The organism is Thioalkalivibrio sp. ALE28, assembly GCF_000377425.1.
GTDB lineage: Bacteria > Pseudomonadota > Gammaproteobacteria > Ectothiorhodospirales > Ectothiorhodospiraceae > Thioalkalivibrio.
This window is the reverse complement of sequence record NZ_KB898095.1, coordinates 156,148-176,553: the sequence shown is the minus strand read 5'-3', so window position 1 is coordinate 176,553 and position 20,406 is coordinate 156,148. Positions and strand designations below refer to the sequence as shown.

At 67.2% G+C, this 20,406-nt stretch carries 16 protein-coding genes and 1 tRNA gene; 12 read left to right on the top strand and 5 right to left on the bottom strand.

Annotated elements, in window-relative coordinates; all coding sequences use genetic code 11:
• The first annotated feature begins 70 nt into the window (after window positions 1–70).
• The 7 genes from recA to D105_RS0104705 all read left to right on the top strand — a co-directional run bounded on the left by recA (window position 71) and on the right by D105_RS0104705 (window position 7,333).
• Window positions 71–1,117: a recombinase RecA gene (gene recA / locus D105_RS0104735; protein WP_018877669.1), complete on the top strand. Its 1,047-nt coding sequence runs from the start codon at window positions 71–73 to the stop codon at window positions 1,115–1,117.
• A complete protein-coding gene (locus tag D105_RS0104730; protein ID WP_026280409.1) occupies window positions 1,092–1,580 on the top strand; it encodes a regulatory protein RecX in 489 nt (162 codons plus the stop codon). The genes recA and D105_RS0104730 overlap by 26 nt, the downstream gene beginning before the upstream one ends.
• A gap of 378 nt (window positions 1,581–1,958) precedes the next feature.
• Window positions 1,959–2,249 carry a GIY-YIG nuclease family protein gene (locus tag D105_RS0104725; protein WP_018138519.1) on the top strand — a complete coding sequence of 97 codons (291 nt, stop codon included), beginning with the start codon at window positions 1,959–1,961 and terminating at the stop codon, window positions 2,247–2,249.
• 390 nt (window positions 2,250–2,639) lie between these two features.
• Window positions 2,640–5,249 carry an alanine--tRNA ligase gene (gene alaS / locus D105_RS0104720; RefSeq protein ID WP_018877667.1) on the top strand — a complete coding sequence of 870 codons (2,610 nt, stop codon included), beginning with the start codon at window positions 2,640–2,642 and terminating at the stop codon, window positions 5,247–5,249.
• Window positions 5,250–5,578: 329 nt separating this feature from the next.
• Complete coding sequence (locus tag D105_RS0104715; RefSeq protein WP_018866033.1) at window positions 5,579–6,823, top strand: aspartate kinase; 1,245 nt, start codon at window positions 5,579–5,581, stop codon at window positions 6,821–6,823.
• A 68-nt stretch (window positions 6,824–6,891) separates the two neighbouring features.
• Window positions 6,892–7,149, top strand: coding sequence for a carbon storage regulator CsrA (gene csrA, locus D105_RS0104710; RefSeq protein WP_026279180.1), 258 nt, complete (start codon window positions 6,892–6,894; stop codon window positions 7,147–7,149).
• A 93-nt stretch (window positions 7,150–7,242) separates the two neighbouring features.
• Window positions 7,243–7,333: transfer RNA gene (locus D105_RS0104705), tRNA-Ser, on the top strand.
• 420 nt (window positions 7,334–7,753) lie between these two features.
• On the opposite strand, the gene cydC is transcribed toward D105_RS0104705, so the two are convergent.
• The 3 genes from cydC to D105_RS0104690 are packed head-to-tail and all read right to left on the bottom strand — an operon-like array spanning window position 7,754 to window position 12,527.
• Window positions 7,754–9,427, bottom strand: coding sequence for a thiol reductant ABC exporter subunit CydC (gene cydC, locus D105_RS0104700; RefSeq protein WP_018877666.1), 1,674 nt, complete (start codon window positions 9,425–9,427; stop codon window positions 7,754–7,756).
• Window positions 9,420–11,138 carry a thiol reductant ABC exporter subunit CydD gene (gene cydD, locus D105_RS0104695; protein WP_196801057.1) on the bottom strand — a complete coding sequence of 573 codons (1,719 nt, stop codon included), beginning with the start codon at window positions 11,136–11,138 and terminating at the stop codon, window positions 9,420–9,422. The genes cydC and cydD overlap by 8 nt, the downstream gene beginning before the upstream one ends.
• A gap of 3 nt (window positions 11,139–11,141) precedes the next feature.
• The gene (locus D105_RS0104690; protein ID WP_018877664.1) at window positions 11,142–12,527 is read right to left on the bottom strand and encodes an NAD(P)/FAD-dependent oxidoreductase; all 1,386 of its coding nucleotides are present in this window, start codon (window positions 12,525–12,527) and stop codon (window positions 11,142–11,144) included.
• A gap of 368 nt (window positions 12,528–12,895) precedes the next feature.
• Between D105_RS0104690 and D105_RS0104685 the strand changes: the two genes are divergently transcribed.
• The 5 genes from D105_RS0104685 to D105_RS0104665 all read left to right on the top strand — a co-directional run bounded on the left by D105_RS0104685 (window position 12,896) and on the right by D105_RS0104665 (window position 18,568).
• Window positions 12,896–14,302: a cytochrome ubiquinol oxidase subunit I gene (locus tag D105_RS0104685; protein ID WP_018866038.1), complete on the top strand. Its 1,407-nt coding sequence runs from the start codon at window positions 12,896–12,898 to the stop codon at window positions 14,300–14,302.
• A gap of 3 nt (window positions 14,303–14,305) precedes the next feature.
• The gene (gene cydB, locus D105_RS0104680; RefSeq protein ID WP_018877663.1) at window positions 14,306–15,310 is read left to right on the top strand and encodes a cytochrome d ubiquinol oxidase subunit II; all 1,005 of its coding nucleotides are present in this window, start codon (window positions 14,306–14,308) and stop codon (window positions 15,308–15,310) included.
• 145 nt (window positions 15,311–15,455) lie between these two features.
• A complete protein-coding gene (locus tag D105_RS0104675) occupies window positions 15,456–16,937 on the top strand; it encodes a sigma-54-dependent Fis family transcriptional regulator (protein ID WP_018877662.1) in 1,482 nt (493 codons plus the stop codon).
• A 169-nt stretch (window positions 16,938–17,106) separates the two neighbouring features.
• Entirely contained in the window at window positions 17,107–17,763 is a 657-nt protein-coding gene (locus D105_RS0104670) for a hypothetical protein (RefSeq protein ID WP_018877661.1), read from the top strand.
• Between the two features lie 178 nt (window positions 17,764–17,941).
• On the top strand, window positions 17,942–18,568 hold the full coding sequence (locus D105_RS0104665; RefSeq protein ID WP_018866042.1) for a peroxiredoxin: 627 nt from the start codon (window positions 17,942–17,944) through the stop codon (window positions 18,566–18,568).
• Between the two features lie 237 nt (window positions 18,569–18,805).
• Here the strand turns inward: D105_RS0104665 and gloA are convergent, their stop codons facing one another.
• Both gloA and D105_RS0104655 read right to left on the bottom strand, forming a co-directional pair.
• Entirely contained in the window at window positions 18,806–19,306 is a 501-nt protein-coding gene (gene gloA, locus D105_RS0104660; RefSeq protein ID WP_018877660.1) for a lactoylglutathione lyase, read from the bottom strand.
• A gap of 354 nt (window positions 19,307–19,660) precedes the next feature.
• The gene (locus tag D105_RS0104655; protein WP_018877659.1) at window positions 19,661–20,335 is read right to left on the bottom strand and encodes a hypothetical protein; all 675 of its coding nucleotides are present in this window, start codon (window positions 20,333–20,335) and stop codon (window positions 19,661–19,663) included.
• Window positions 20,336–20,406: the final 71 nt, after the last annotated feature.

Below are 20,406 nucleotides of genomic sequence, written 5' to 3'. Positions count from 1 at the left end.
GCGGCCCCGTATCCGCCCCGGGTTGGGCAACGGGTCGGAAACCATCGCTGCAAGTATCGGGAGGCAAACCGTGGACGAGAATCGCAAGAAGGCCCTGACCGCCGCACTGGGGCAGATCGAACGCCAATTCGGCAAGGGCGCGGTGATGCGCATGGGCGATCAACAGGCGGTCGACGTCCCCGCGATCTCCACGGGCTCCCTGGCGCTGGACATCGCGCTGGGCATCGGCGGCGTGCCGCGCGGGCGCGTGGTCGAGATCTACGGGCCGGAGTCCTCGGGCAAGACGACCCTGACCCTGCAGGTGGTGGCCGAGGCGCAGAAGGTGGGCGGTACCGCCGCGTTCGTGGATGCCGAGCATGCGCTGGACCCGACCTACGCCGAGAAGCTGGGCGTAAACGTGGACGACCTGCTGGTCTCGCAGCCGGATACTGGCGAGCAGGCGCTGGAGATCGCCGACATGCTGGTGCGCTCCGGTGCGGTGGACGTGGTGATCGTCGATTCCGTGGCCGCGCTGACGCCCAAGGCGGAGATCGAGGGCGAGATGGGCGACTCCCACGTCGGCCTGCAGGCACGCCTGATGTCGCAGGCCCTGCGCAAGCTGACCGCCAACATCAAGCGCTCCAACACCCTGGTCATCTTCATCAACCAGATCCGCATGAAGATCGGCGTGATGTTCGGCAGCCCCGAGACCACCACCGGCGGCAATGCGCTCAAGTTCTACTCCTCCGTGCGCATGGACATCCGCCGTATCGGCGCGATCAAGAAGGGCGACGAGGTGATCGGCAACGAGACCCGCGTGAAGGTCGTGAAGAACAAGATGGCGCCCCCGTTCAAGGAGGCCTACTTCGAGATCCTCTATGGCGAGGGCATCTCGCGGGTCGGCGAGATCATCGAGATGGGCGTGAAGGAAGGCCTGATCGACAAGGCGGGCGCCTGGTACAGCTACAACGGCGAGCGTATCGGCCAGGGCAAGGAGAACGCCCGCCAGTACCTGAAGGACAACCCGCACATCGCCGAGGAAGTCGAAAAGACCCTGCGCGACCGCCTGCTGCCGAAGCGCAACAAGGCCGCGGCGGAGGACGAGCCGGTCGATGCCCCGGTCGAGGAGCAGGGCTGACCCGGCCGACCCGGACGCCGCGCTGGAGGCGGGCCTGCGGTTGCTGGTCCGGCGCGAACACTCCGCGCTGGAGCTGAGCCGCAAGCTGGCCGAGCGTGGGTTCGAGCGGGATGCGGTCGATTCCGCGCTCGAGCGCGCGCGCGAGCTCGACTACCTGAGCGACACCCGCTACGCGGACTTCATGGCCCGCCACCGCACGGAGCAGGGCTACGGCGAACAGCGCATCCGCGCCGAACTCGCCCACAACGGCATCGGCAGCGATACCGTCAATGCCGCCCTCGATGCCCTGGAGGTCGACTGGACCGATCAGGCCCGCGGCCAGCTCGAACGCCACTTCCGCCACCCCCCCGAGACCCGCGAGGACGAGGCCCGCATGCTCCGCCACCTGGCCGGCCGCGGCTTCCCCGGCGGCGTCGCCCACCAGGCCCTCGCCGCCTGGAAAGACGACGCTGGTATCTCCTGACCGATTGCTTCGTCGCTTCGCTCCTCGCAATGACGGGTTTGGAGGAACGTCATTGCGAGGAGCGAAGCGACGAAGCAATCCCCGAGAGAACCACCAGATCCGGGGTCTGGCCGGACCCAGCCGATTGCCACGGACCCTTTGGGGGCCTCGCAATGACGTATTTCTCACCCCGTCATTGCGAGGAGCCCCGCGACGAAGCAATCTGTGTCCAGAGCCACCCGACCCAGACGCCGAGTGACCCACCAGCTATTGCCACGGCCCTTTCGGGGCCTCGCAATGACGTCCTTGTGTTGGGGGCACGCTAGTGTCTCGGTGGTGAATGGCCGAAAGGATTCTCGGCCGCTGAGTACCAATGTGCAGTCGCCCAGGGAGGGAGCGATGAAACAGCCCTGTGTCTACATGATGAGCAACCGTCGTGACGGGACCCTCTACGTGGGTGTGACCAGCAACCTGGTGCAGCGGGTCTGGCAGCATCGCTCGGGAGAGGTATCCGGGTTCACCAGCCGCTACGGTCTGCATCGGCTCGTATGGTTCGAGCAATGCGTGGAGATGGAATCCGCGATTGAGCGCGAAAAGCAGCTGAAGGCGGGCCCGCGGCGCAGGAAGGTTGCGCTGATCGAGCAGGTGAACCCCGGGTGGCGGGATCTGTTCGACGACATCGTGGGTTGAACGCGACTGGGGAGGTCCTTGCCGATCGCTTCGTGGCCGCGCGCCTCGCAATGACGGCGATCATGGTGCGTCATTGCGAGGCGGCGAAGAGGGCGTGGCACTCGGCCAGGCCTGGCCGGAATCGGGATCGGGGGGTTCCGTAAAGCGATTGCTTCGCTACGCTCGCAATGACGGGACAAAGACGACGTCATTGCGAGGCGCAACGCGACGAAGCAATCTGCATCCACGGCCACCTGATCCAGGCGTCGAGTGACCCACCGACGATTGCCACGGTCCCTTCGGGGCCTCGCAATGAGGGGCAACATGGCCCGAAGGCGGGCCCGGCAATACGCGGCTGGGGCGCTTGCGTGATAGCATTCCGGGTTTGACCCCAACGCTCACCGGAACCGCATGAAAAGCGCCGACATTCGCCGGAGTTTCCTCGAATTCTTTGAAGGGCATGGCCATACGATCGTGCCGTCCAGCCCGCTGGTACCGGGCAATGACCCCACGTTGCTGTTTACCAACGCGGGCATGGTGCAGTTCAAGGATGTGTTCCTGGGCCGCGAGAAGCGCCCGTATACCCGGGCGGTCTCCACCCAGCGCTGTGTGCGTGCCGGGGGCAAGCACAACGATCTCGAGAACGTCGGCTATACCGCGCGCCACCACACCTTCTTCGAGATGCTGGGCAACTTCAGCTTCGGCGACTACTTCAAGCGTGATGCGATCCACTACGCCTGGCAGTTTTTGACCGAGACCATCGGCCTGCCGCCGGAGAAGCTGTGGGTCACGGTCTACGAGACCGACGACGACGCCTACAACGTCTGGGCGAACGAGATCCAGGTCCCGGCCGAGCGCATCATCCGCATCGGCGATGACCCCGATGGCGGTTCCGACAACTTCTGGCAGATGGGCGATACTGGCCCCTGCGGCCCGTGCACCGAGGTCTTCTACGACCACGGCCCGGCAGTGGAGGGCGGACCGCCCGGTTCCCCGGACGAGGACGGCGATCGCTACATCGAGATCTGGAACCTCGTGTTCATGCAGTACGACCGCGACGCGGACGGCACGCTGAACCCGCTGCCACGCCCGTCGGTGGATACCGGCATGGGCCTGGAGCGCCTGGCGGCCGTGCTGCAGGGTGTGCACTCCAACTACGAAATCGACCTGTTCCAGGACCTGATCGCTGCTGCCGCGCGGGTGACCGGGGCGAAGGAGTCGGACTCCGCCTCGCTGCGTGTGATCGCCGACCACATCCGTTCCATCGCTTTCCTGATCACCGATGGCGTGCTGCCGTCCAACGAAGGGCGTGGCTACGTGCTGCGCCGAATCATCCGACGCGCCGCGCGCCATGGCTTCAAGGTCGGGGCCCAGGATGCGTTCCTGTACCAGATGGTCGGTGATCTGGTGCGCGCGATGGGCGAGGCCTTCCCGGAGCTGGCCGAGGCGCAGGCGCAGGTCGAGAAGGTGCTGGAGAAGGAAGAGCGCAAGTTCCTGGAGACGCTCGACAAGGGCATGAAGATCCTCGAGGACGACCTGCGCGATCTCGAGGGCACGGTGATCCCGGGCGAGACCATCTTCCTGCTGTATGACACCTACGGCTTCCCGGTGGACCTGACCGGCGATATCGCCCGCGAGCGCGGCCTGGAGCTGGATATGGCGGGCTTCGAGTCCGCGATGGCCGATCAGCGTGCCCGGGCCCGCGCCGCCAGCCACTTCGCCATGGACGACGGCGGCCTGCCGCAGGTCGATCTCGAGACCACATTCTCCGGCTACGAGACCGTCGACGACGAGGGTCGCGTGGTCGCGCTGTACCAGAACGGCGAGCCGGTCGAACGACTCGAGGTCGGCGCCGAAGGTCTGGTGGTACTGGACCGCACGCCGTTCTACGGCGAGTCCGGCGGCCAGGTGGGCGATGTTGGCACGCTCAGTGGCTCCGGCGTGCGCTTCCAGGTCGCCGATACGCGCAAGCAGGGCGCGGCGCATATCCATGTCGGCCAGGTCCGTGCCGGCACGCTGGAGGTTGGCCAGACGCTGCAGGCCGCGGTGGAAGGCCCGCGCCGCGAGAACATCCGTCGCCATCACTCGGCGACCCACCTGCTGCACAAGGCCCTGCGTGACCAGCTGGGTGACCACGTCCAGCAGAAGGGCTCGCTGGTGGACCCGGAGCGCCTGCGCTTCGACTTCACCCACATGGAGCCGCTGACCGACGAGCAGCTGCGTGCCATCGAGGCCCAGGTGAACGCCGAGATCCTGGCCAACGAGGCCACCGACACCCGCGTGATGGACATCGAGTCGGCGATGGAGTCCGGCGCGGTCGCGCTGTTCGGCGAGAAGTACGGCGATCAGGTGCGGGTGCTGAAGATCGGCACCTCCGTGGAGCTGTGCGGCGGCACGCATGTGGATCGTACCGGCGATATCGGCCTGTTCCGCATCACCTCCGAGGGCGGGGTGGCGGCCGGTATTCGCCGTATCGAGGCGGTGGCCGGCGAGGTGGCGCTGCGCTGGGTCGACCAGCAGCTGGGGTATCTGGATGCGATTGCCGATCGCCTGCGCGCCGGGCGTGGCGAGGCGGCCGACAAGGTCGCCCAGTTGCAGGAGCGCTCGCGCGAACTGGAAAAGCAGATCGAACAGCTCAAGGGCAAGCTGGCCAGCCAGGCCGGCAGCGATCTGGCCTCGCAGGCGCAGGAGGTCGGCGGCGTGCAGGTGCTGGCCGCGAAGGTCGAAGGCGTGGAGCCCAAGGCCCTGCGCGACATGGTCGACCAGCTCAAGCAGAAACTTGGCAAGGCGGTCGTGGTTCTGGGTACCGCCACCGGCGAGGGCAAGGTCAGCCTGGTGGCGGGCGTCACCAAGGCCGAGACCGGCCAGTTCAAGGCCGGCGACCTGGTCGGTCATGTCGCCGCGCAGGTGGACGGCAAGGGCGGCGGCCGCCCGGACATGGCGATGGCCGGTGGCCAGAGCCCGGACAAACTGGATGCGGCGCTGGCCTCGGTCGCCGACTGGGTGCGCGAACGGGCCTGACGGTTTCCGTCACTAGCACGCCCGTCATCGCGAGGTGCGCAGCGCGGTGGCGATCTCCAGGCGGTGGCCCCGGCGCTGGAAGGCGGGTGGTTCCGGTGGCTTCGGACGGCGGTTGCCGCGGCCCCTGACGGGGCCTCGCAACGACGGTGGTCTTGTCATCGCGAGGCGCGTAGCGCCGCGGCGATCTCCGGGGGATAGCGCCGCCGCTGACGGGCCTCGCAACGACGGATATTTTGTTGTCTAATGGTGGCCTTTTAAGTAAACGCTAATGGATGGGGTGCGCCCTGTCCGGACGGCCGCAAGGGCCGGGCACGGAACGGAATCTTCAAATGGCGTTGCTGGTACTCAAATTTGGCGGCACCTCGGTGGGCTCGCCCGAACGCATCCAGGCGGTCGCGGAACGCGCCCTGAAACTGCGCGAGGAAGGGCACCAGCTGGTGATCGTGGTCTCCGCGATGAGCGGCGAGACCGATCGTCTGCTGGGGCTCGCCCACGCGCTGAACCCGCGGGCGGATGGCCGCGAGCTGGACGTGCTGCTGTCCACCGGCGAGCAGGTCACCATCGCGCTGCTGGCGATGGCGCTGGAGGCGCGCGGCTGCGACGCGCGCTCCTACACCGGCGCGCAGGTGACCATCCGCACCGACAGCGCGCACAACAAGGCCCGCATCCGCAGCATCGACGATGCCCGCGTGCGGGGCGACCTGGACGCCGGGCGCGTGGTGGTTGTGGCCGGTTTCCAGGGCGTGGACGAACACGGTGCGATCACCACCCTGGGCCGGGGGGGCTCGGATACCACCGCAGTCGCGCTGGCCGCGGCGCTCAAGGCCGACGAGTGCCGCATCTACACGGATGTCGACGGCGTCTACACCACCGATCCGCGCCTGGTCCCGAATGCCCGCCGGTTGCACAGCATCACCTTCGAGGAGATGCTGGAGATGGCAAGCCTCGGTTCCAAGGTGCTGCAGATCCGGGCGGTGGAATTCGCCGGCAAGTACAACGTCCCGTTACGAGTGCTGTCCTCGTTCGAGGAAGGACCGGGGACCCTGATTACCACGGAGGAGGATGCGCAGGTGGAACAGGCGCTGGTTGCGGGTATCGCGTTCAATCAGAACGAGGCCCAGCTGACGATTCAGGGCGTCCCCGATCAGCCGGGGGTCGCGCATCGCATCCTCGGTCCGATCGCGGAGGCCAATATCGAGGTGGACATGATCGTGCAGAACGTGGGCGCGGATCAGACCACCGACTTCACCTTTACGGTTCATCGCAACGACTACGACAAGGCCCTGGAGATCCTGCAGGCGGCGGCCAGGGACCTCAACGCTCGGGAGGTCGCCGGCGACACCCACATCGTGAAGATCTCGGTGGTGGGCGTCGGTATGCGCTCGCACGCCGGCATTGCCAGCAAGATGTTCGAGGCCTTGTCGCGCGAAACCATCAACATCCGGATGATCTCCACCTCGGAAATCAAGATCTCCGTGGTGGTGGATGAGAAGTACCTCGAACTTGCGGTACGTGCATTGCACGATGCATTTGAACTCGAACACGACCCTGCCGGTCAACAGGAGGACGGTTAAGGATGACAGACCGTAAAACGGTTACCGGACGACCGACTCCGTCCGACACAGGCACTGCGGAGAAGAGCATGCTCATTTTGACTCGACGTGTGGGCGAGACCCTCATGATCGGCGAGGATGTGTCCGTCACCGTCCTGGGGGTCAAGGGCAATCAAGTCCGCATCGGCATCAACGCACCTCAGGACGTCGCGGTTCATCGCGAGGAGATCTTTCAGCGCATCCAGCGCGAATCGAACGTCGCCGGCGGTGACGGCGGCGGGGAGAACTCCGGTGGCGGTGGTAGTACCGGGGCCGGGGGTGTGGCCGCAGGCGCACGCGACGACTGAACCCTCGGCAGGCAATGTCAGGGCCCGGAGGCGGATCACCGCCTGCGGGCCTTTCATTTGGCCGCCCAAGAACGTATCCTGTGCCGCGTTTCCGGAGAGTTGGCCGAGCGGTCGAAGGCGCTCCCCTGCTAAGGGAGTATGGGTCAAAAGCCCATCGAGGGTTCGAATCCCTCACTCTCCGCCAAATACCGCAAAGGGGCCCAAGTGGCCCCTTTCGCACGTCTGGCCCCCGAGGGTTCCGGGATTCGAACCCGAGATATGAGAACGATGGTTCGACCGGTGGCGCGCAGCGACACCGGAACGCCGCAGCGCAGCGAAGGCGGCCCGAAGGGCGACCGGCGCAGCCGGGCGTAATCCTCACTCTCCGCCAAATACCGCAAAGGGGCCCAAGTGGCCCCTTTCGCACGTCTGGCCCCCGAGGTTTCCGGGATTCGAACCCGAGATATAGAACGATGGTTCGACCATTGGCGCCCTGCGGCGCCAGCATGCCGGAGGGCGGGCGGCGGAGCCGGCCGTCACCCCCTTACTCTCTATATTCCCCGGCGACGAGGTCCGCGCGGCGCTGTTCGCATTTCGACTGCGGGGGTATCCCTTCGGTCCGGGTTCAGGAGGGGGCGGGGCGGCCGAGATCGAGGCGGGGCCAGTCGCGCGGCAGGGATTCCGGGGCGTGGGTCACGAGCAGGCACTGGCGCTGGTTCAGCCACGGGCCGATGCGGGACAGTACGCGCTCGAGGGTCCTCGGGTCGAGGCCGGCGAAGGGTTCATCGAGCAGGACGACGGGACGGTCCTGAAGGAGGATCGCCGCCAGGGCGAGCCGGCGCCGCTGGCCGCCGGAGAGGTACGAGCCAGCTTCGCCGATGCGGTAGTCCAGGCCTTCTTCCGTGCCACGCACGGCATCCGCCAGATCCACCTGCTCCAGAGCCTCCCACAGGGCCGCATCGCTGAGATGTGTGTGACGCGGCTCCAGGATGTCGCGGAGGGAGGTGTCCGGCAGTTGCAGCCCCTGAGGCAGGTAGCTGAGATGGCGGTACCGGGTGTCGGCCGAGATTCGATCGAGATCGTCGCCGCCAAGCGCGATGCGCCCGGTCAGGGGCGGCAGTTCGCCGGCGAGGGTGTCCAGCAGCGTGCTCTTGCCGCGCCCGCTGGCCCCGCTGATCACCAGCGGACGGCCGCGCGCGGGGGTGAGGTCCAGGGGGCCGAGCAGCGGGCGTTCGCGGTGAAAGCCGATGGTCAGGCCGTGGGCCTGCAGCACGGGGGCGTGGCCGGCAGGGGCCGGGCGTGCGGCCCCTGCCGGGGCCTGCCCGGCTGCTTCGAGATGCTGCACGCGCCCGGCGGCCTTCAGGCTCTCGCCGGCACGCCACCACGCCCCGGGCAGGCTGCCGAGGACCTCGCCCAATCCCAGGGTCATCAGCGGCAGCAGTACCGCCACAGGCGCGCTCAGGGTCCCGTCGCGGTACCAGCCCAGGGCGAGGACCAGCATCAGCAGCGCGGATGCGCCGACCACGGCCTGCACGGCCTGTTCAGACCCAACGCCGAACGCCTCCTGGGCGCGTTGCTGGCGCGCGTAGGTCGCGTTCTCGCGGCGCAGTGAGGCCTCGTGTTCGCGGGCCCGGTTGTAGGCCAGAAGCTCGGCCAGGCCGCCGATGTAGTCGAACAGCCCGATGCGTTCGCGTGCCCGGGCCTGCACCAGCGCATGGCTTCGGCGCTGCCCGGCCAGCGCGAGCAGCGCGGAGACGGCAAGTGTTGCAAGACCGGAGACGGCGAGCACGGCCGCGGCGGGCCAGGGCGCCAGCCAGATCGCGATGACCAGCGTGACCACGAGGCTGATGGCGGCGGCGACCATCGGTCCGACCACCCGCAGGGGCATCCCATCGAGGGTGTCGATGTCGCTGGTCAGGCGGGTCTGCAGGTCGCCACTGCGGTAGGCGCGAACGCGTGCCATGGGCAGTGCGGCGAGCCCGCGGAAGCTGTGGCCGCGCAGATCGGCCAGGCTGCGCAGCACCGCCTCGTGACTGACCAGACGCTCGAAATAGCGTGCCAGGGTGCGGCTGATCGCGGCGGTACGGATGCCACCGGACGGTACGTAGAGGTCCAGGGTGGCCAGAAGTCCGGCGCCGGCCAGCGCGGTCGCGGTGATAAACCAGCCGGACAGCGCCAGCAGGGCGATCCCGGCGATCCAGGTCAATGCCAGCAGGCCCCAGGCGCCCCAGTACCAGACGCGGCGCCGGCGGAAGACGCGGTGCAGAAAGGCGAGGTTGGCGCGGGTTTCGTCACGCATGGGGTGTCTCCGGCGTGACCGGCGCCAGCTCCAGCTGTTGCGGGCAGCGCCGGTGGATGGCGGCATGATGGCTCGCGATCACCAGCGTCAGGCCACGGGTGTCGGCCAGCCGGAACAGCGTGTCCAGGAGTGCCTCTTCGGTCTCCACGTCGAGCGCGCTGGTCGGTTCGTCGAGCAGCCAGAGGCGGTGCCCGGAGAGCAGTGCGCGCGCGACGGCGACCCGCTGGGCCTGGCCGCCGGAGAGGCCGTGCCGGGCCTCGCCGATGGCGGTGTCCAGGCCGTCGGGGAGCTCGGGCGCGTCGAGGGGTAACCCGGCCTGTTCCAGTGCCGTGGCCATCTCTGCATCGGGGATCATTGCGTGGCGGGCCAGCTGCAGGTTTTCGCGCAGGCTGCCGTGGAACAGATGGGCATCCTGGTCGATCCAGGCGAAATGGCGGGCCCGGGCATGGCGTTGAATGCGGCCCTCGGTGGGGGGCAGAAAGCCGGCACATACCGCCAGAAGGGTGGATTTTCCGCTGCCACTGGGGCCGGTCAGTGCGAGATGCGCCCCCGCTTGAATCTCGAGGTCGAGATGCTGCAGGACCGGTGTGCGCTGACCCGGGTAGTGCACCATCACATCCTCGAGTTTCAGCAAGGGGTCGGTCTCGTCCCCGCCGGTGACCTCGGTGACCGCGGCTGAAGCCTCGGCCCCGTTGGGCGAAGCAAGCGCGGGAGCGAGGCTCTCGGCGGCGGCCAGCGCACCGGCGCGGTCATGGTAGCTCTGGGCGAACTGGCGCAGGGGCAGGAAATACTCCGGCGCCAGCAGCAGGATGAACAACCCGGTGAACAGGGTGATGTCCCCGGCCGGGCCATAGTCGATGGCGCCGAACAGGGCGAAGCCGATGTAGATCGCGACCATGCCGATCGCGACCGCGCTGAAGAACTCCATGATCGCCGAGGACAGGAATGCGACCCGGAGGGTGCGCATGGTCAGGCGCCGTTGCTGGTGGCTGCGCTCGACGACCTCGATCTCGGTGGCCGTGATGGCGCGGGCCCGGCGCAGCCAGTCCAGGCTGCGGATGCGGTCGAGGAAGTGCCCCGCCAGACGGTTGGCCTCCTCCTGCTGACGCCGGTGGATCTGTTCCGCACCCATGCCGACGATCGCCATGAACGCCGGAATCAGCGGGGCGGCGAGCAGCAACAGCAGGGCGGCGAGCCAGTCCAGCCAGAAGGCCGCGGCCAGGATGGCCAGTGGCGTCAGGATGACCGCCTGGCGGGCCGGCAGGTAACGCGCATAGTAGCCGGTCAGGTCATCCACCCGCGTCTGGAACTGCTCCGCCCAGGCGCCCGCGGTCGTCTGTCCGGCCAGGCGCGCGGGCCCGGCATGCCGGACCTGTTGCAGGAGATCGGTGCGCAGCTGCTGCTTGACCGCAAAGGCGAGGCGGTGTCCCGCCAGGTCGCGCAGGGCCTGGGCGGCATAGCGCAGACCGAGCAAGGCGAGGCCGCCCAGCAGGATGCCCGGCAGGTACGGGGGGGCGGCGGCGAACAGCGTGCCGTGCACCGCCCAGGCCACCAGCCCCGCCAGCGCAATGGTGGCCAGCGTGGCCACCAGCGTGCCCGCGGCGCTGAGCGCCAGCCAGCGGCGGTGCGGCCGTTGCCGCACGCGCAGCCATTGCCCCGGCGAGGCACGGTCGTCCGTCGCCTGTGCGTCTGTTCCACCCGGTTGCGTCATCGACTAGCGCAGATAGCGCCCGCGCAGCATGTTGAAGTACAGCGGCTTGATCATGTGGACCTTCAGGCGCCACCACATCCAGCTGGGTTCCCCCTGGTCGAGGAAGCTGAAGGTCGGCACCTCCTGCAGGGTGTAATCGAATTCCACCAGTGCGGCCTTGCCCACTTCGGTGATCAGCGGGCAGGAGGTGTAGCCGTCGAACTGCCGCGACGGTTCGCGATCCTGGATCACGTCCACCAGGTTGTCCGGCATCACCGCGCCATGCGAGCGCACGGTGGAGGCGGTCTTGCCGATCGCGGTCGCGACGACGTCGCCGGCGCCGAAGATGTTCGGGTAATCCGTATGCTGCAGCGTGCGGTCATCCACCGCCAGCCAGCCTCCGGCCGCCAGAGGACCGTCCTCCACCGCCAGCCCGGCGTCACGCACAAAGTCGTGCGCGCGCATCGGCGGAGTCACGTGGAGATAGTCGTAGTCCACCGTCTCGCGCCCGCCGTCGCGGGTCTCGAACTGGGCCTGGCGGGCGTCGACATCCACCGCCACCAGGGCACCTCCGTCGTTCACGCTCACGCCGCGTTCTGCATACAGGTCGCGCACCATGCGGTCAAAGCGCTGCACGCTGAACAGGGTGTCCGACCCCGTGTGGTAGTGGAAATCGGCCCCGGCGCGCTGACCGGCCGAGCGCAGCAGGTCATCGGCGATGAAGGTCGCCTTGATCGGCGCCCCGGCACACTTGATCGGCGTATTGGGGATGGTAAACCGCGCCACCCCGCCGTTCTCGCCGAACGCATGGATCTGTTCGTAGGCATCGCGCGCGGCCTCGGCGCTGGCATACAGGCTGGTCAGGCCGGGACGCCCGATATCCCCGCGGCGCAACCCTTCGATGGCTTCAAAGTCCAGGTGCAGCCCGGTGGCGACCACCAGGAAGTCGTAGTCGAGCCGGTCGCCGTCGGTGGTCTCGACCCGTTGCGATGCGGGATCGATGGCCGCCACCGCGGAGCGCACCCAGTCGACGCCGCGCGGGATATAGCGTTCATTGCGGCGCTGGACCTCGCCCACGGAATAAACGCCCGCGGCCACCAGAGTCCAGCCGGGCTGGTAATGATGGATCTCGCTGGGCTCGACGATGGTGATGCGTGCGCCGTCAAGCAGGTCGCGCAGGCGGGCGGCCATGGTCATGCCGGCGGCCCCGCCACCGAGCACCACGATGCGCGCCTGGCTGGAGACCGCCGCGCGGGCCGGGGCGGCCTGCACGCCAGTCGCCGACATCAGGCCGGCGGCACCGGCGATCTTCAGGAAATCGCGCCGGGACAGTCCTCGCAAGGTCTCCCGGGCCTGCCGGGCCAGGGCCTGGTCAATCTCGGGGTGCTTCGGGTCTTCGGGCTGATGCATGGCTCTCTCCGCGTATCCGTCTGCCGCTCCGGGGACCGGGCGGGCCAGTTCTGAGGGTCGCGCCGTCTGCCGGGCGCTTCGTGTGACGGAATGCTTACAAGTTGCATGCCAACACCGGCAGACCGCCCCGTCGGGGCCTGGGCGCCCGTGCTGGTGGTGACGGCCTGCCATAAATGGCAGTCATCTGCGGTCTGGCTGCCAAAACTGGCAGACCCGGGGCGGCATTGGCGGGCGTTGGCCAGGCGCCAAGACACGGGCCAGTCGCCTGCAGCGCGCCGCCGGGGTCCGGACCGGAACTCTGGCACGGTACTTGTTAGGGGTTCATCGATACGTCATCCCGGCGTGCCCCTGATAACGGAGGAAAGGCCATGGAGCTCGACCCCATACTACTCTCGCGAATCCAGTTCGCGTTCGTGGTTTCGTTTCACGCGATCTTCCCGGTGTTCACGATCGGGCTGGCTTCGTTTATCGCGTTTCTGGAATTTCGCGCCTGGAAGACCGGTGACACGATCTATACCCAGATCTCGAAGTTCTGGATCAAGATCTTCGCGGTGGTCTTCGGTATGGGCGTGGTCTCCGGCCTGGTGATGTCGTTCCAGTTCGGGACCAACTGGAGTGCGTTCTCCTATGCCACGGCCAATTTCCTCGGGCCGGTGCTGTCCTACGAGGTACTCACCGCGTTCTTCCTGGAGGCAGCGTTCCTGGGCGTGCTGCTGTTCGGGCGTGACCGGGTGCCGCAGGGCGTGCACCTGTTCTCGGCCCTGATGGTCGCGCTGGGCACCTTCATCTCGTCGTTCTGGATCCTGGTGGCCAACAGCTGGATGCAGACACCGGTCGGTTTCGAGCTGCAGGACGGGGTGTTCCATGTCACGTCCTGGATCACGGCGATCTTCAACCCGAGTTTCTGGCCGCGCTTCTTCCACATGGGGCTGGCCTCGCTGCTCACCGCCGGCTTCGTGGTCGCCGGGGTCTCCGCCTGGTACCTGCTGCGCCAGCGCGACGTGGTGATGAACCGCAAGGCCCTGGGTACCACCATGTGGGTGCTGCTGTTCGCGGCCCCGGCGCAGCTGGTGGTCGGTGACATCCACGGCCTCAACACCTTCGAACATCAACCGACCAAGGTGGCGGCGATGGAAGGCGTGTGGGAGACCGAGCGCGGGGCGCCGCTGCTCTTGTTCGCGATCCCGGACTCGGCCAACGAGACCAATCACTTCGAGATCGGTATCCCGAAGATGGCGAGCTTCATCCTCACCCACGAGATGGACGGGGAAGTGCCTGGCCTGCTGGAGGTTCCGGCCGAGGAACGTCCGCCGGTAGGCATCACCTTCTGGTCGTTCCGCGTGATGGTGGCGATTGGCATGGTGATGATCCTGTTCGCGCTGGCGGGCGCCTGGCTGCGCTTCCGCCGCCGGATGTATGCCTCGCCGCTGTTCCTCAAGGGGCTGGCCTGGATGATCCCGGCGCCGTTCCTGGCGGTGGTCGCGGGCTGGTTCGTGACCGAGACCGGGCGCGCGCCCTGGCTGGTCTACGGCGTGATGAATCATGCCGAGGGCATTACCCCGGCCCTGACCGGTGGCATGGCCCTGTTCACCCTGATCGGCTATGTGGCGGTCTACGCGGCGGTGTTCACCGGGGGCGTCTACTACCTGGTGCGCATCGTGCGTCAGGGCCCGGAACCGGCCGATGCCGTGCATGCGCCGGCGCACGCCAAGCGTCCGCTGTCGGCCGCTGACACCTTCGTCGATGACGCCGCGGTCAGCGGCGCAAGGAGCTAAGTGATGGAAACCACGATTGATATCACGCTGATCTGGGTCGTCATCATTGCCGTGGGCGTGATCGCCTACGTGCTGATGGACGGGTTCGACCTCGGGGTGGGGATCCTCTTCCCCTTCGCCCCGGGGGAGACCTCGCGCGACGTGATGATGAACTCCGTCGCCCCGGTGTGGGACGGCAACGAGACCTGGCTGATCCTCGGCGGCGCGGGCCTGCTGGCCGCCTTCCCGCTGGTGTACTCGGTGTTCCTGCCGGCGCTTTATATCGGGGTCTTCCTGATGCTGGCGGGGCTGATCTTCCGCGGCGTGGCCTTCGAGTTCCGCTTCAAGGCGCACCGCTCCAAGGGCCTGTGGAACGCCGCCTTCGCGATCGGCTCGGCGGTGGCGGCCTTCGCCCAGGGCGCGGTAGTGGGTGCCTATATCCAGGGCTTCGAGATGGACGGCTTCAGCTTCGCCGGCGGTCCGCTCGACTGGCTGACGCCGTTCACCGTCCTCACCGGCATCGGGCTGCTGGCGGGCTATGCCCTGCTGGGCGCGACCTGGCTGATTGTGAAGACCGAGGGTGATACCCAGGCCTTTGCCTATCGGGTGGCACCCTGGATGCTGGCGGTCGTGCTGCTGGTGTTCGGCGCGGTGAGCCTGATTACCCCGTTCATCGACCCGAAGGTGATGGAGCGCTGGATGGGGACCTGGCACTACCTCTGGGTGCTCCCGGCGCTGGCGCTGTTCTCCGCCTGGGTCCTGATCCGCGCGGTGCGCCGGCGAGATGAAGGGATCCCGTTCGTCGCCACGATTGCCCTGTTCATCACCACTTACCTGGGACTGCTGGTGAGCAAGTGGCCGTACGTGGTGCCGCCGGACTACACCTTCTGGGATGCCGCCTCCTCGCCGGATGCGCAGTTGTTCATTCTGGTGGGGGCGTTGTTCGTGATCCCGATCATCCTGGGCTACACCGCCTGGACCTACTGGGTCTTCCGCGGAAAGGTGACCCCGGAGACCGGGTATCACTAGGCGGGAGCGTCCGGCGCGTGCCACAGGGCCGTTCGGGAATGCGCGAGTCCGCCGTTCAGGACACCCATCCTCGCGGCTGCAGGGAGCCGGCGGCGGGGCAGGGTCCGGATGGCGGGCCGTCAGGTCACCAGTAAGGGGTGATGCCATGGTGTTGAACATCGCTCGGCTGAACGTGTCTATGGGACAGCGTGACGGCGTCGGTTCCGGCGTCGGATACGCCTTCCAGGACCCCTTGTTGCGAGGCGACGTGACCAGCATCCCGAAGAAGGAGTCGGCACCCCTGGACCCCAACGTGGGGACCCTGCGCCAGGTGCTGGAGGTATTTCGTGAACCGGCCATCCTGCTGTCCCCGGATTATCGGATCCTGGCGGCCAATGGCGCCTACCAGCGCATCTACGGGACTGATCGCGATGGCTCCGGTCGCACCTGCTTCGAGGCCTCCCATGGTTTCCGCCGCCCCTGCGACGAGGCGGGGGAGTCCTGCCCCCTGCGGGCCGCCCTGGGCAGTGGCCACCGCGAACGCGTGCTGCACGTGCATCACACCGAGGCCGGGCGCGAGCACGTGGACGTCGAGTTGCTGCCGATCCGGGATGCTGACGGGGAGATCCGCTACCTGATCGAACGCCTGCATCACCTGCCGGTGTCCGCGCCACAGGCGGGCAGCGGCGGGCTGGTCGGTCGCTCCAGGGCCTTCAATGCCATGCTGGGGATGATCAGCCGGGTGGCGCCGAGCAATGCGTCGGCCCTCCTGCTTGGCGAGTCCGGCACGGGCAAGGAACTCATCGCCCGCGCGATTCACGAGGCGAGTCCGCGGCACAAGTCGCCGTTCGTGCCCGTGGAATGTTCGGGGCTGACCGAAACCCTGTTCGAAAGCGAGCTGTTCGGCCACGAGCGCGGTGCCTTTACCGGCGCCGCGTCGGCCAAGGCCGGGCTGGTCGAGGCGTCGGCCGGGGGCACCCTGTTCCTGGACGAGGTGGGGGATATCCCGCTGAGCCAGCAGGTCAAGCTGTTGCGGCTGCTGGAGACCCATGCCTATCGCCGGGTCGGAGGCGTCGAGTCGCGGCGGGCGGATTTCCGCCTGGTCTGCGCGACCCACCGCGACCTCGAGTCCATGGTGCGTGCCGGCGAGTTTCGCGAGGACCTCTACTACCGCATCAACACCTTTCCGATTGAGGTGCCCCCGCTGCGCGAGCGGGTGGAGGACATCCCGTTGCTGCTGGAGGCTCTTGGCGAGCGCCTGGATCTGGTCGTGCCACCGCGCCTGGAAGACGAGACCCTGAGAGTTCTCGAGCAGTATTCCTTCCCCGGCAATGTGCGCGAGCTGCGCAACATTCTCGAGCGCGCGGCCTTGCTGGCAGACGGCGAGGCGATCCGTCCGGAACACCTGCCGGACCGCGTGCGGCAAGGCGGTGCGTCCCCGGTCGGGGCGAGGACTGGCGGACTGGAAGGGTTGCTGCATCCGCAGTCATTGCGCCCGCTGGACGAGATCGAGCGCGAATACCTGCGGCACGCGGCTGCGGTGTACCCCGGGGACCGCCGTGCGCTGGCAAGGACCCTCGGGATCAGCGAGCGCAGCCTGTACCGCCGTCTGAGCCAGCTGGAGGGCGACGCCGACGAGCAAGACTGAAAGTGCCCGGGCGGGTCGGGTAACGCGTCTCGCCCGGGTTTAAACGACGTCCGCGTGGGCGGTCGGACGTCCGGCCACTGCCTGTCACAAGGGACGGGAGTGGAGAGATACCGCCATAAGCATCAGTAAAACACGATATTCCAATACAGCTTAAAGACCGGAGTCTCTGATGAAAAAGACCGCAATGACCCTCTCCCTGTCCGCCGCCCTACTGGCGACCCCGATGCTGGCCGCCGCCGAGCCCCTTTCGTTTGGCGAGCAACAGACCATCCGCTCCATGGCCAGTGCCGGGGTCGGGCAGGCCATCGTCAACCAGATGGGCGCCGGTTCGATGGCCGTGATCAATAATCCGTCACCCATCTGTGGTGCCCTGGCGGGTGGCCTGGGCGCATCCATGCTCTCGGCCGATCCGCGGGCGGGCTTCCAGATCGCGACGCTGCGCTCCGGCGAGGATGCCGCCGCCGCGGTGCATGTGACCGCGGACAAGGAAGTGGCCTACCTGGCGCTGGGGGGCGAGCTGGATCGCGATGAGAACGTGGCGCTGGCCCACGCCTACCTGCAGGAGCTCGCCGCCTCGGAGTGGGACGGCACCCTGGTGCTGCACATCTCCTCGTGGATGCAGAAGCAGGTCCAGGCTGTCGCGGAGGCCGACGAAGCGGTGGCTGACTATCTGGAAGGGCTCCGCATGGTGGCGCTCCAGCCCGACCTGGAGGCGGGTCAGGCGGTGATGCTGGGCGTGAACTTCGATGGCGACGACTTCACGACCGAGGAGATGGGTCGTCAGGACATGCGTGAAGACCTGGTGGACTTGTTCCGTCGCATGTAGGCCCGTGGTCAGCGGGCTGGGGCAGGGGCCGTCTTGCCTGGCCCGCTTTAGTGAAAAACTATCGTTGCGTTAAGAAATAAGTAATTCACTATATTCGGGTCGACAGATAAAGTAAGACGTACATGGAGGCACGACCCCATGAACGACCCGATCAAACTTTCAAAGCAAGGAGTACATCATGGCACTGCGTTTGGGCGATACCGCACCGAATTTCCAGATTGACACCACCAAGGGCAAGATCGACTTCCACGAGTGGATCGGCGACTCCTGGTGCTTCTTCTTCAGCCACCCGGCCGACTTCACCCCGGTGTGCACCACCGAGATGGGCCGTACCGCGCAGCTGGCCAAGCAGTTCGCGGACCGCAACACCAAGCCGCTCGGGCTGTCGACCGACACGGTCGAGGAGCACAACAAGTGGATTGAGGACGTCAACGACACCCAGAACACCACGCTGGAGTTCCCGATCGTCGCCGACGCCGACAAGAAGATCTCGGAGCTCTACGAGATGATTCACCCGGGCGAGAGCGAGACCGCCGCCGTACGCTCGGTCTACATCATCGACCCGAACAAGAAGATTCGGCTGATGATGACCTACCCGATGTCGGTGGGCCGCAACTTCGACGAGATCCTGCGTGTGATCGACGCGCTGCAGACCGGTGACCAGCACGGCATCGCGACGCCGGCCGACTGGACCCCGGGTGCTCGCGTGATCATCCCGCCGACGGTCAGCAACGAGGATGCGCAGAAGAAGTTCCCGCAGGGCTTCGAGGAGATCCGCTCCTACCTGCGCTACACCCAGGTCTAAGCGATCGGGCGACGATCGCACCGGCCGCTAACGCCGGAACGCTCTGGAGAGTGGAGGGCCCCGTAATGGGGCCCTTTTTATGTTCGGGTACAGCGCCCGCTGAGGTGAATCGCTGGCCTTTTCCGGTGAGCCAGGGCTAGCCCCATCCCTGCAGGTGCGCGCTCGCGCGCGAAGCCCCCGCCAGCGCCGGTGGCGGGCACCACCTGGCGGCGCCACCCGCTCGGTTGGTGGTGGGGCCTACCGCCCCAGCCCCGTCAGACGGCTGGGTTCGAGGATCTCGATCCAGTAGCCGTCGAGGTCCTTCACGAAGGCGATGTCCTTCAGGCCGCCCTCGTCCGGGCGCTTCACGAACTCCACGTCATTCTGGTCGAACCAGCGTACGGCCGCGTCCAGGTCCGGGACCGAAAAGCAGATGTGGCCGAAGCCCTGTGGCTCTTCGTTGCCGTCGTGGTAGTGGAAGTCGGCGTCCTTCTCGGTGCCGTAGTTATAGGTCAGCTCCAGGATGCCACGCTGGCTGAACATCCAGCGGGTGGCCTCGCCGGCGTCCTTCGGCGGCTGCGGTTCGTCCTCGCCGATCTGCGCCAGGAAGTAGAGCGTGAACTCGAACTCCGGGAAATCCAGCGTCTTCACCAGCTGCATGCCGAACACGCGCTGGTAGAAGTCCAGCGCCTTCTGCGGATCCTTCACGCGCAGCATGGTGTGGTTGAAGCGAAAGCCGGCCGTGGGATTGTCGCTCATGGTGCGTCCTTGTAGTCCGTAAGAGGGTACTCCGGAGACTGGAACACGGCGGTGCGGGTTCCCTCAAGTGTCGCCGTCACGCCTCGGGCCCCAGTTCCGTCACTGCGAGGAGGCAAAGCCGACGCGGCAGTCTGCTGGGGCTATCCCGGTGCCGGGGGCTGCGTCAGGCGATTGCTTCGCGGCGCTCGCAATGACGGGATGGTGGAACAGCCGGGAAACCGTATTCCTGTCACTGCGAGGAGGCGCAGCCGCCGTGGCAGTCGGTCGGGGTGGCCCCGACGGTGGGGTTTCCCGGGAGATCGCTTCGCGGTGCGCGCGATGACGATCTGTTGAGAGGCTCCGGATCGGTTTCGCCTACTGTCGGCAGAAGGGCCAGACCTGGTAGAAGCGGCGGCAGCGGAACTCGGATTCGCAGCTCGCCAGCTGGGACTCGTAGCGGTCGGCCCGCTGGGCGACCTGGCGCGCCGCGGAGCGCACCTGCGGCTTGTTCTGATAACTGCCACGGCTGTAGCCGCCCTGACCCTCGTGGTAGGCGAGGTAGAGGTGCTCCGCGTTGTGCAGCGGTACGCCGGTCATGCGCCGGGTGCGATCGTTGTACCAGCCGATGAAGTCGGTGGCGTGTTTCATGTGCGTGCGCCGCGCGAAGCGACTGCCGGCATCCTCCCGGTATTCGCCCCAGACCGGATCCTGCGCCTGCGCGTAGCCCCGCGCGGAGGACGGCCGGCTCCACGGGATGAAGCCCAGCAGCCGCTCGCGGTCCGGACGGACGTGGCTGCGGAACGAGGACTCCTGCTGGATGAACGACATCTGCGTGGCGATGGGCGTGCCCCATTCGCGTTCGGAATCACGCGCGTAGTCGTACCAGCGTGGCTGCTCGCGGAAGATCTCGCAGATATTGCTCTGGTCCTGGGGTGGCGATGGCGCCAGCGTCGCACAGCCCGCCGTGATCACGGCCAGCGCCAGCAGCAAGCCCGCGCGCAGCCCGTTGAGCGCCATGGCCCGCGATTCCCCCTGATCTGCCTTGCCCACCCGAATCTCCCGCTCGGTTCACCTAATGGCCGGGAGTATAAAGCACCCGCAACGGGGGCCAAGGGTGCGCC

Coding starts and splice junctions, on each gene's coding strand:
- D105_RS0104675 (WP_018877662.1), top strand. CDS start 15,456: ATGGTGTTGAACATCGCTCGGCTGAACGTGTCTATGGGACAGCGTGAC.
- D105_RS0104715 (WP_018866033.1), top strand. CDS start 5,579: ATGGCGTTGCTGGTACTCAAATTTGGCGGCACCTCGGTGGGCTCGCCC.
- cydB (WP_018877663.1), top strand. CDS start 14,306: ATGGAAACCACGATTGATATCACGCTGATCTGGGTCGTCATCATTGCC.
- D105_RS0104690 (WP_018877664.1), bottom strand. CDS start 12,527: ATGCATCAGCCCGAAGACCCGAAGCACCCCGAGATTGACCAGGCCCTG.
- D105_RS0104670 (WP_018877661.1), top strand. CDS start 17,107: ATGAAAAAGACCGCAATGACCCTCTCCCTGTCCGCCGCCCTACTGGCG.
- cydC (WP_018877666.1), bottom strand. CDS start 9,427: ATGCGTGACGAAACCCGCGCCAACCTCGCCTTTCTGCACCGCGTCTTC.
- D105_RS0104685 (WP_018866038.1), top strand. CDS start 12,896: ATGGAGCTCGACCCCATACTACTCTCGCGAATCCAGTTCGCGTTCGTG.
- D105_RS0104665 (WP_018866042.1), top strand. CDS start 17,942: ATGGCACTGCGTTTGGGCGATACCGCACCGAATTTCCAGATTGACACC.
- cydD (WP_196801057.1), bottom strand. CDS start 11,138: ATGACGCAACCGGGTGGAACAGACGCACAGGCGACGGACGACCGTGCC.
- alaS (WP_018877667.1), top strand. CDS start 2,640: ATGAAAAGCGCCGACATTCGCCGGAGTTTCCTCGAATTCTTTGAAGGG.
- D105_RS0104730 (WP_026280409.1), top strand. CDS start 1,092: ATGCCCCGGTCGAGGAGCAGGGCTGACCCGGCCGACCCGGACGCCGCG.
- csrA (WP_026279180.1), top strand. CDS start 6,892: ATGCTCATTTTGACTCGACGTGTGGGCGAGACCCTCATGATCGGCGAG.
- gloA (WP_018877660.1), bottom strand. CDS start 19,306: ATGAGCGACAATCCCACGGCCGGCTTTCGCTTCAACCACACCATGCTG.
- D105_RS0104725 (WP_018138519.1), top strand. CDS start 1,959: ATGAAACAGCCCTGTGTCTACATGATGAGCAACCGTCGTGACGGGACC.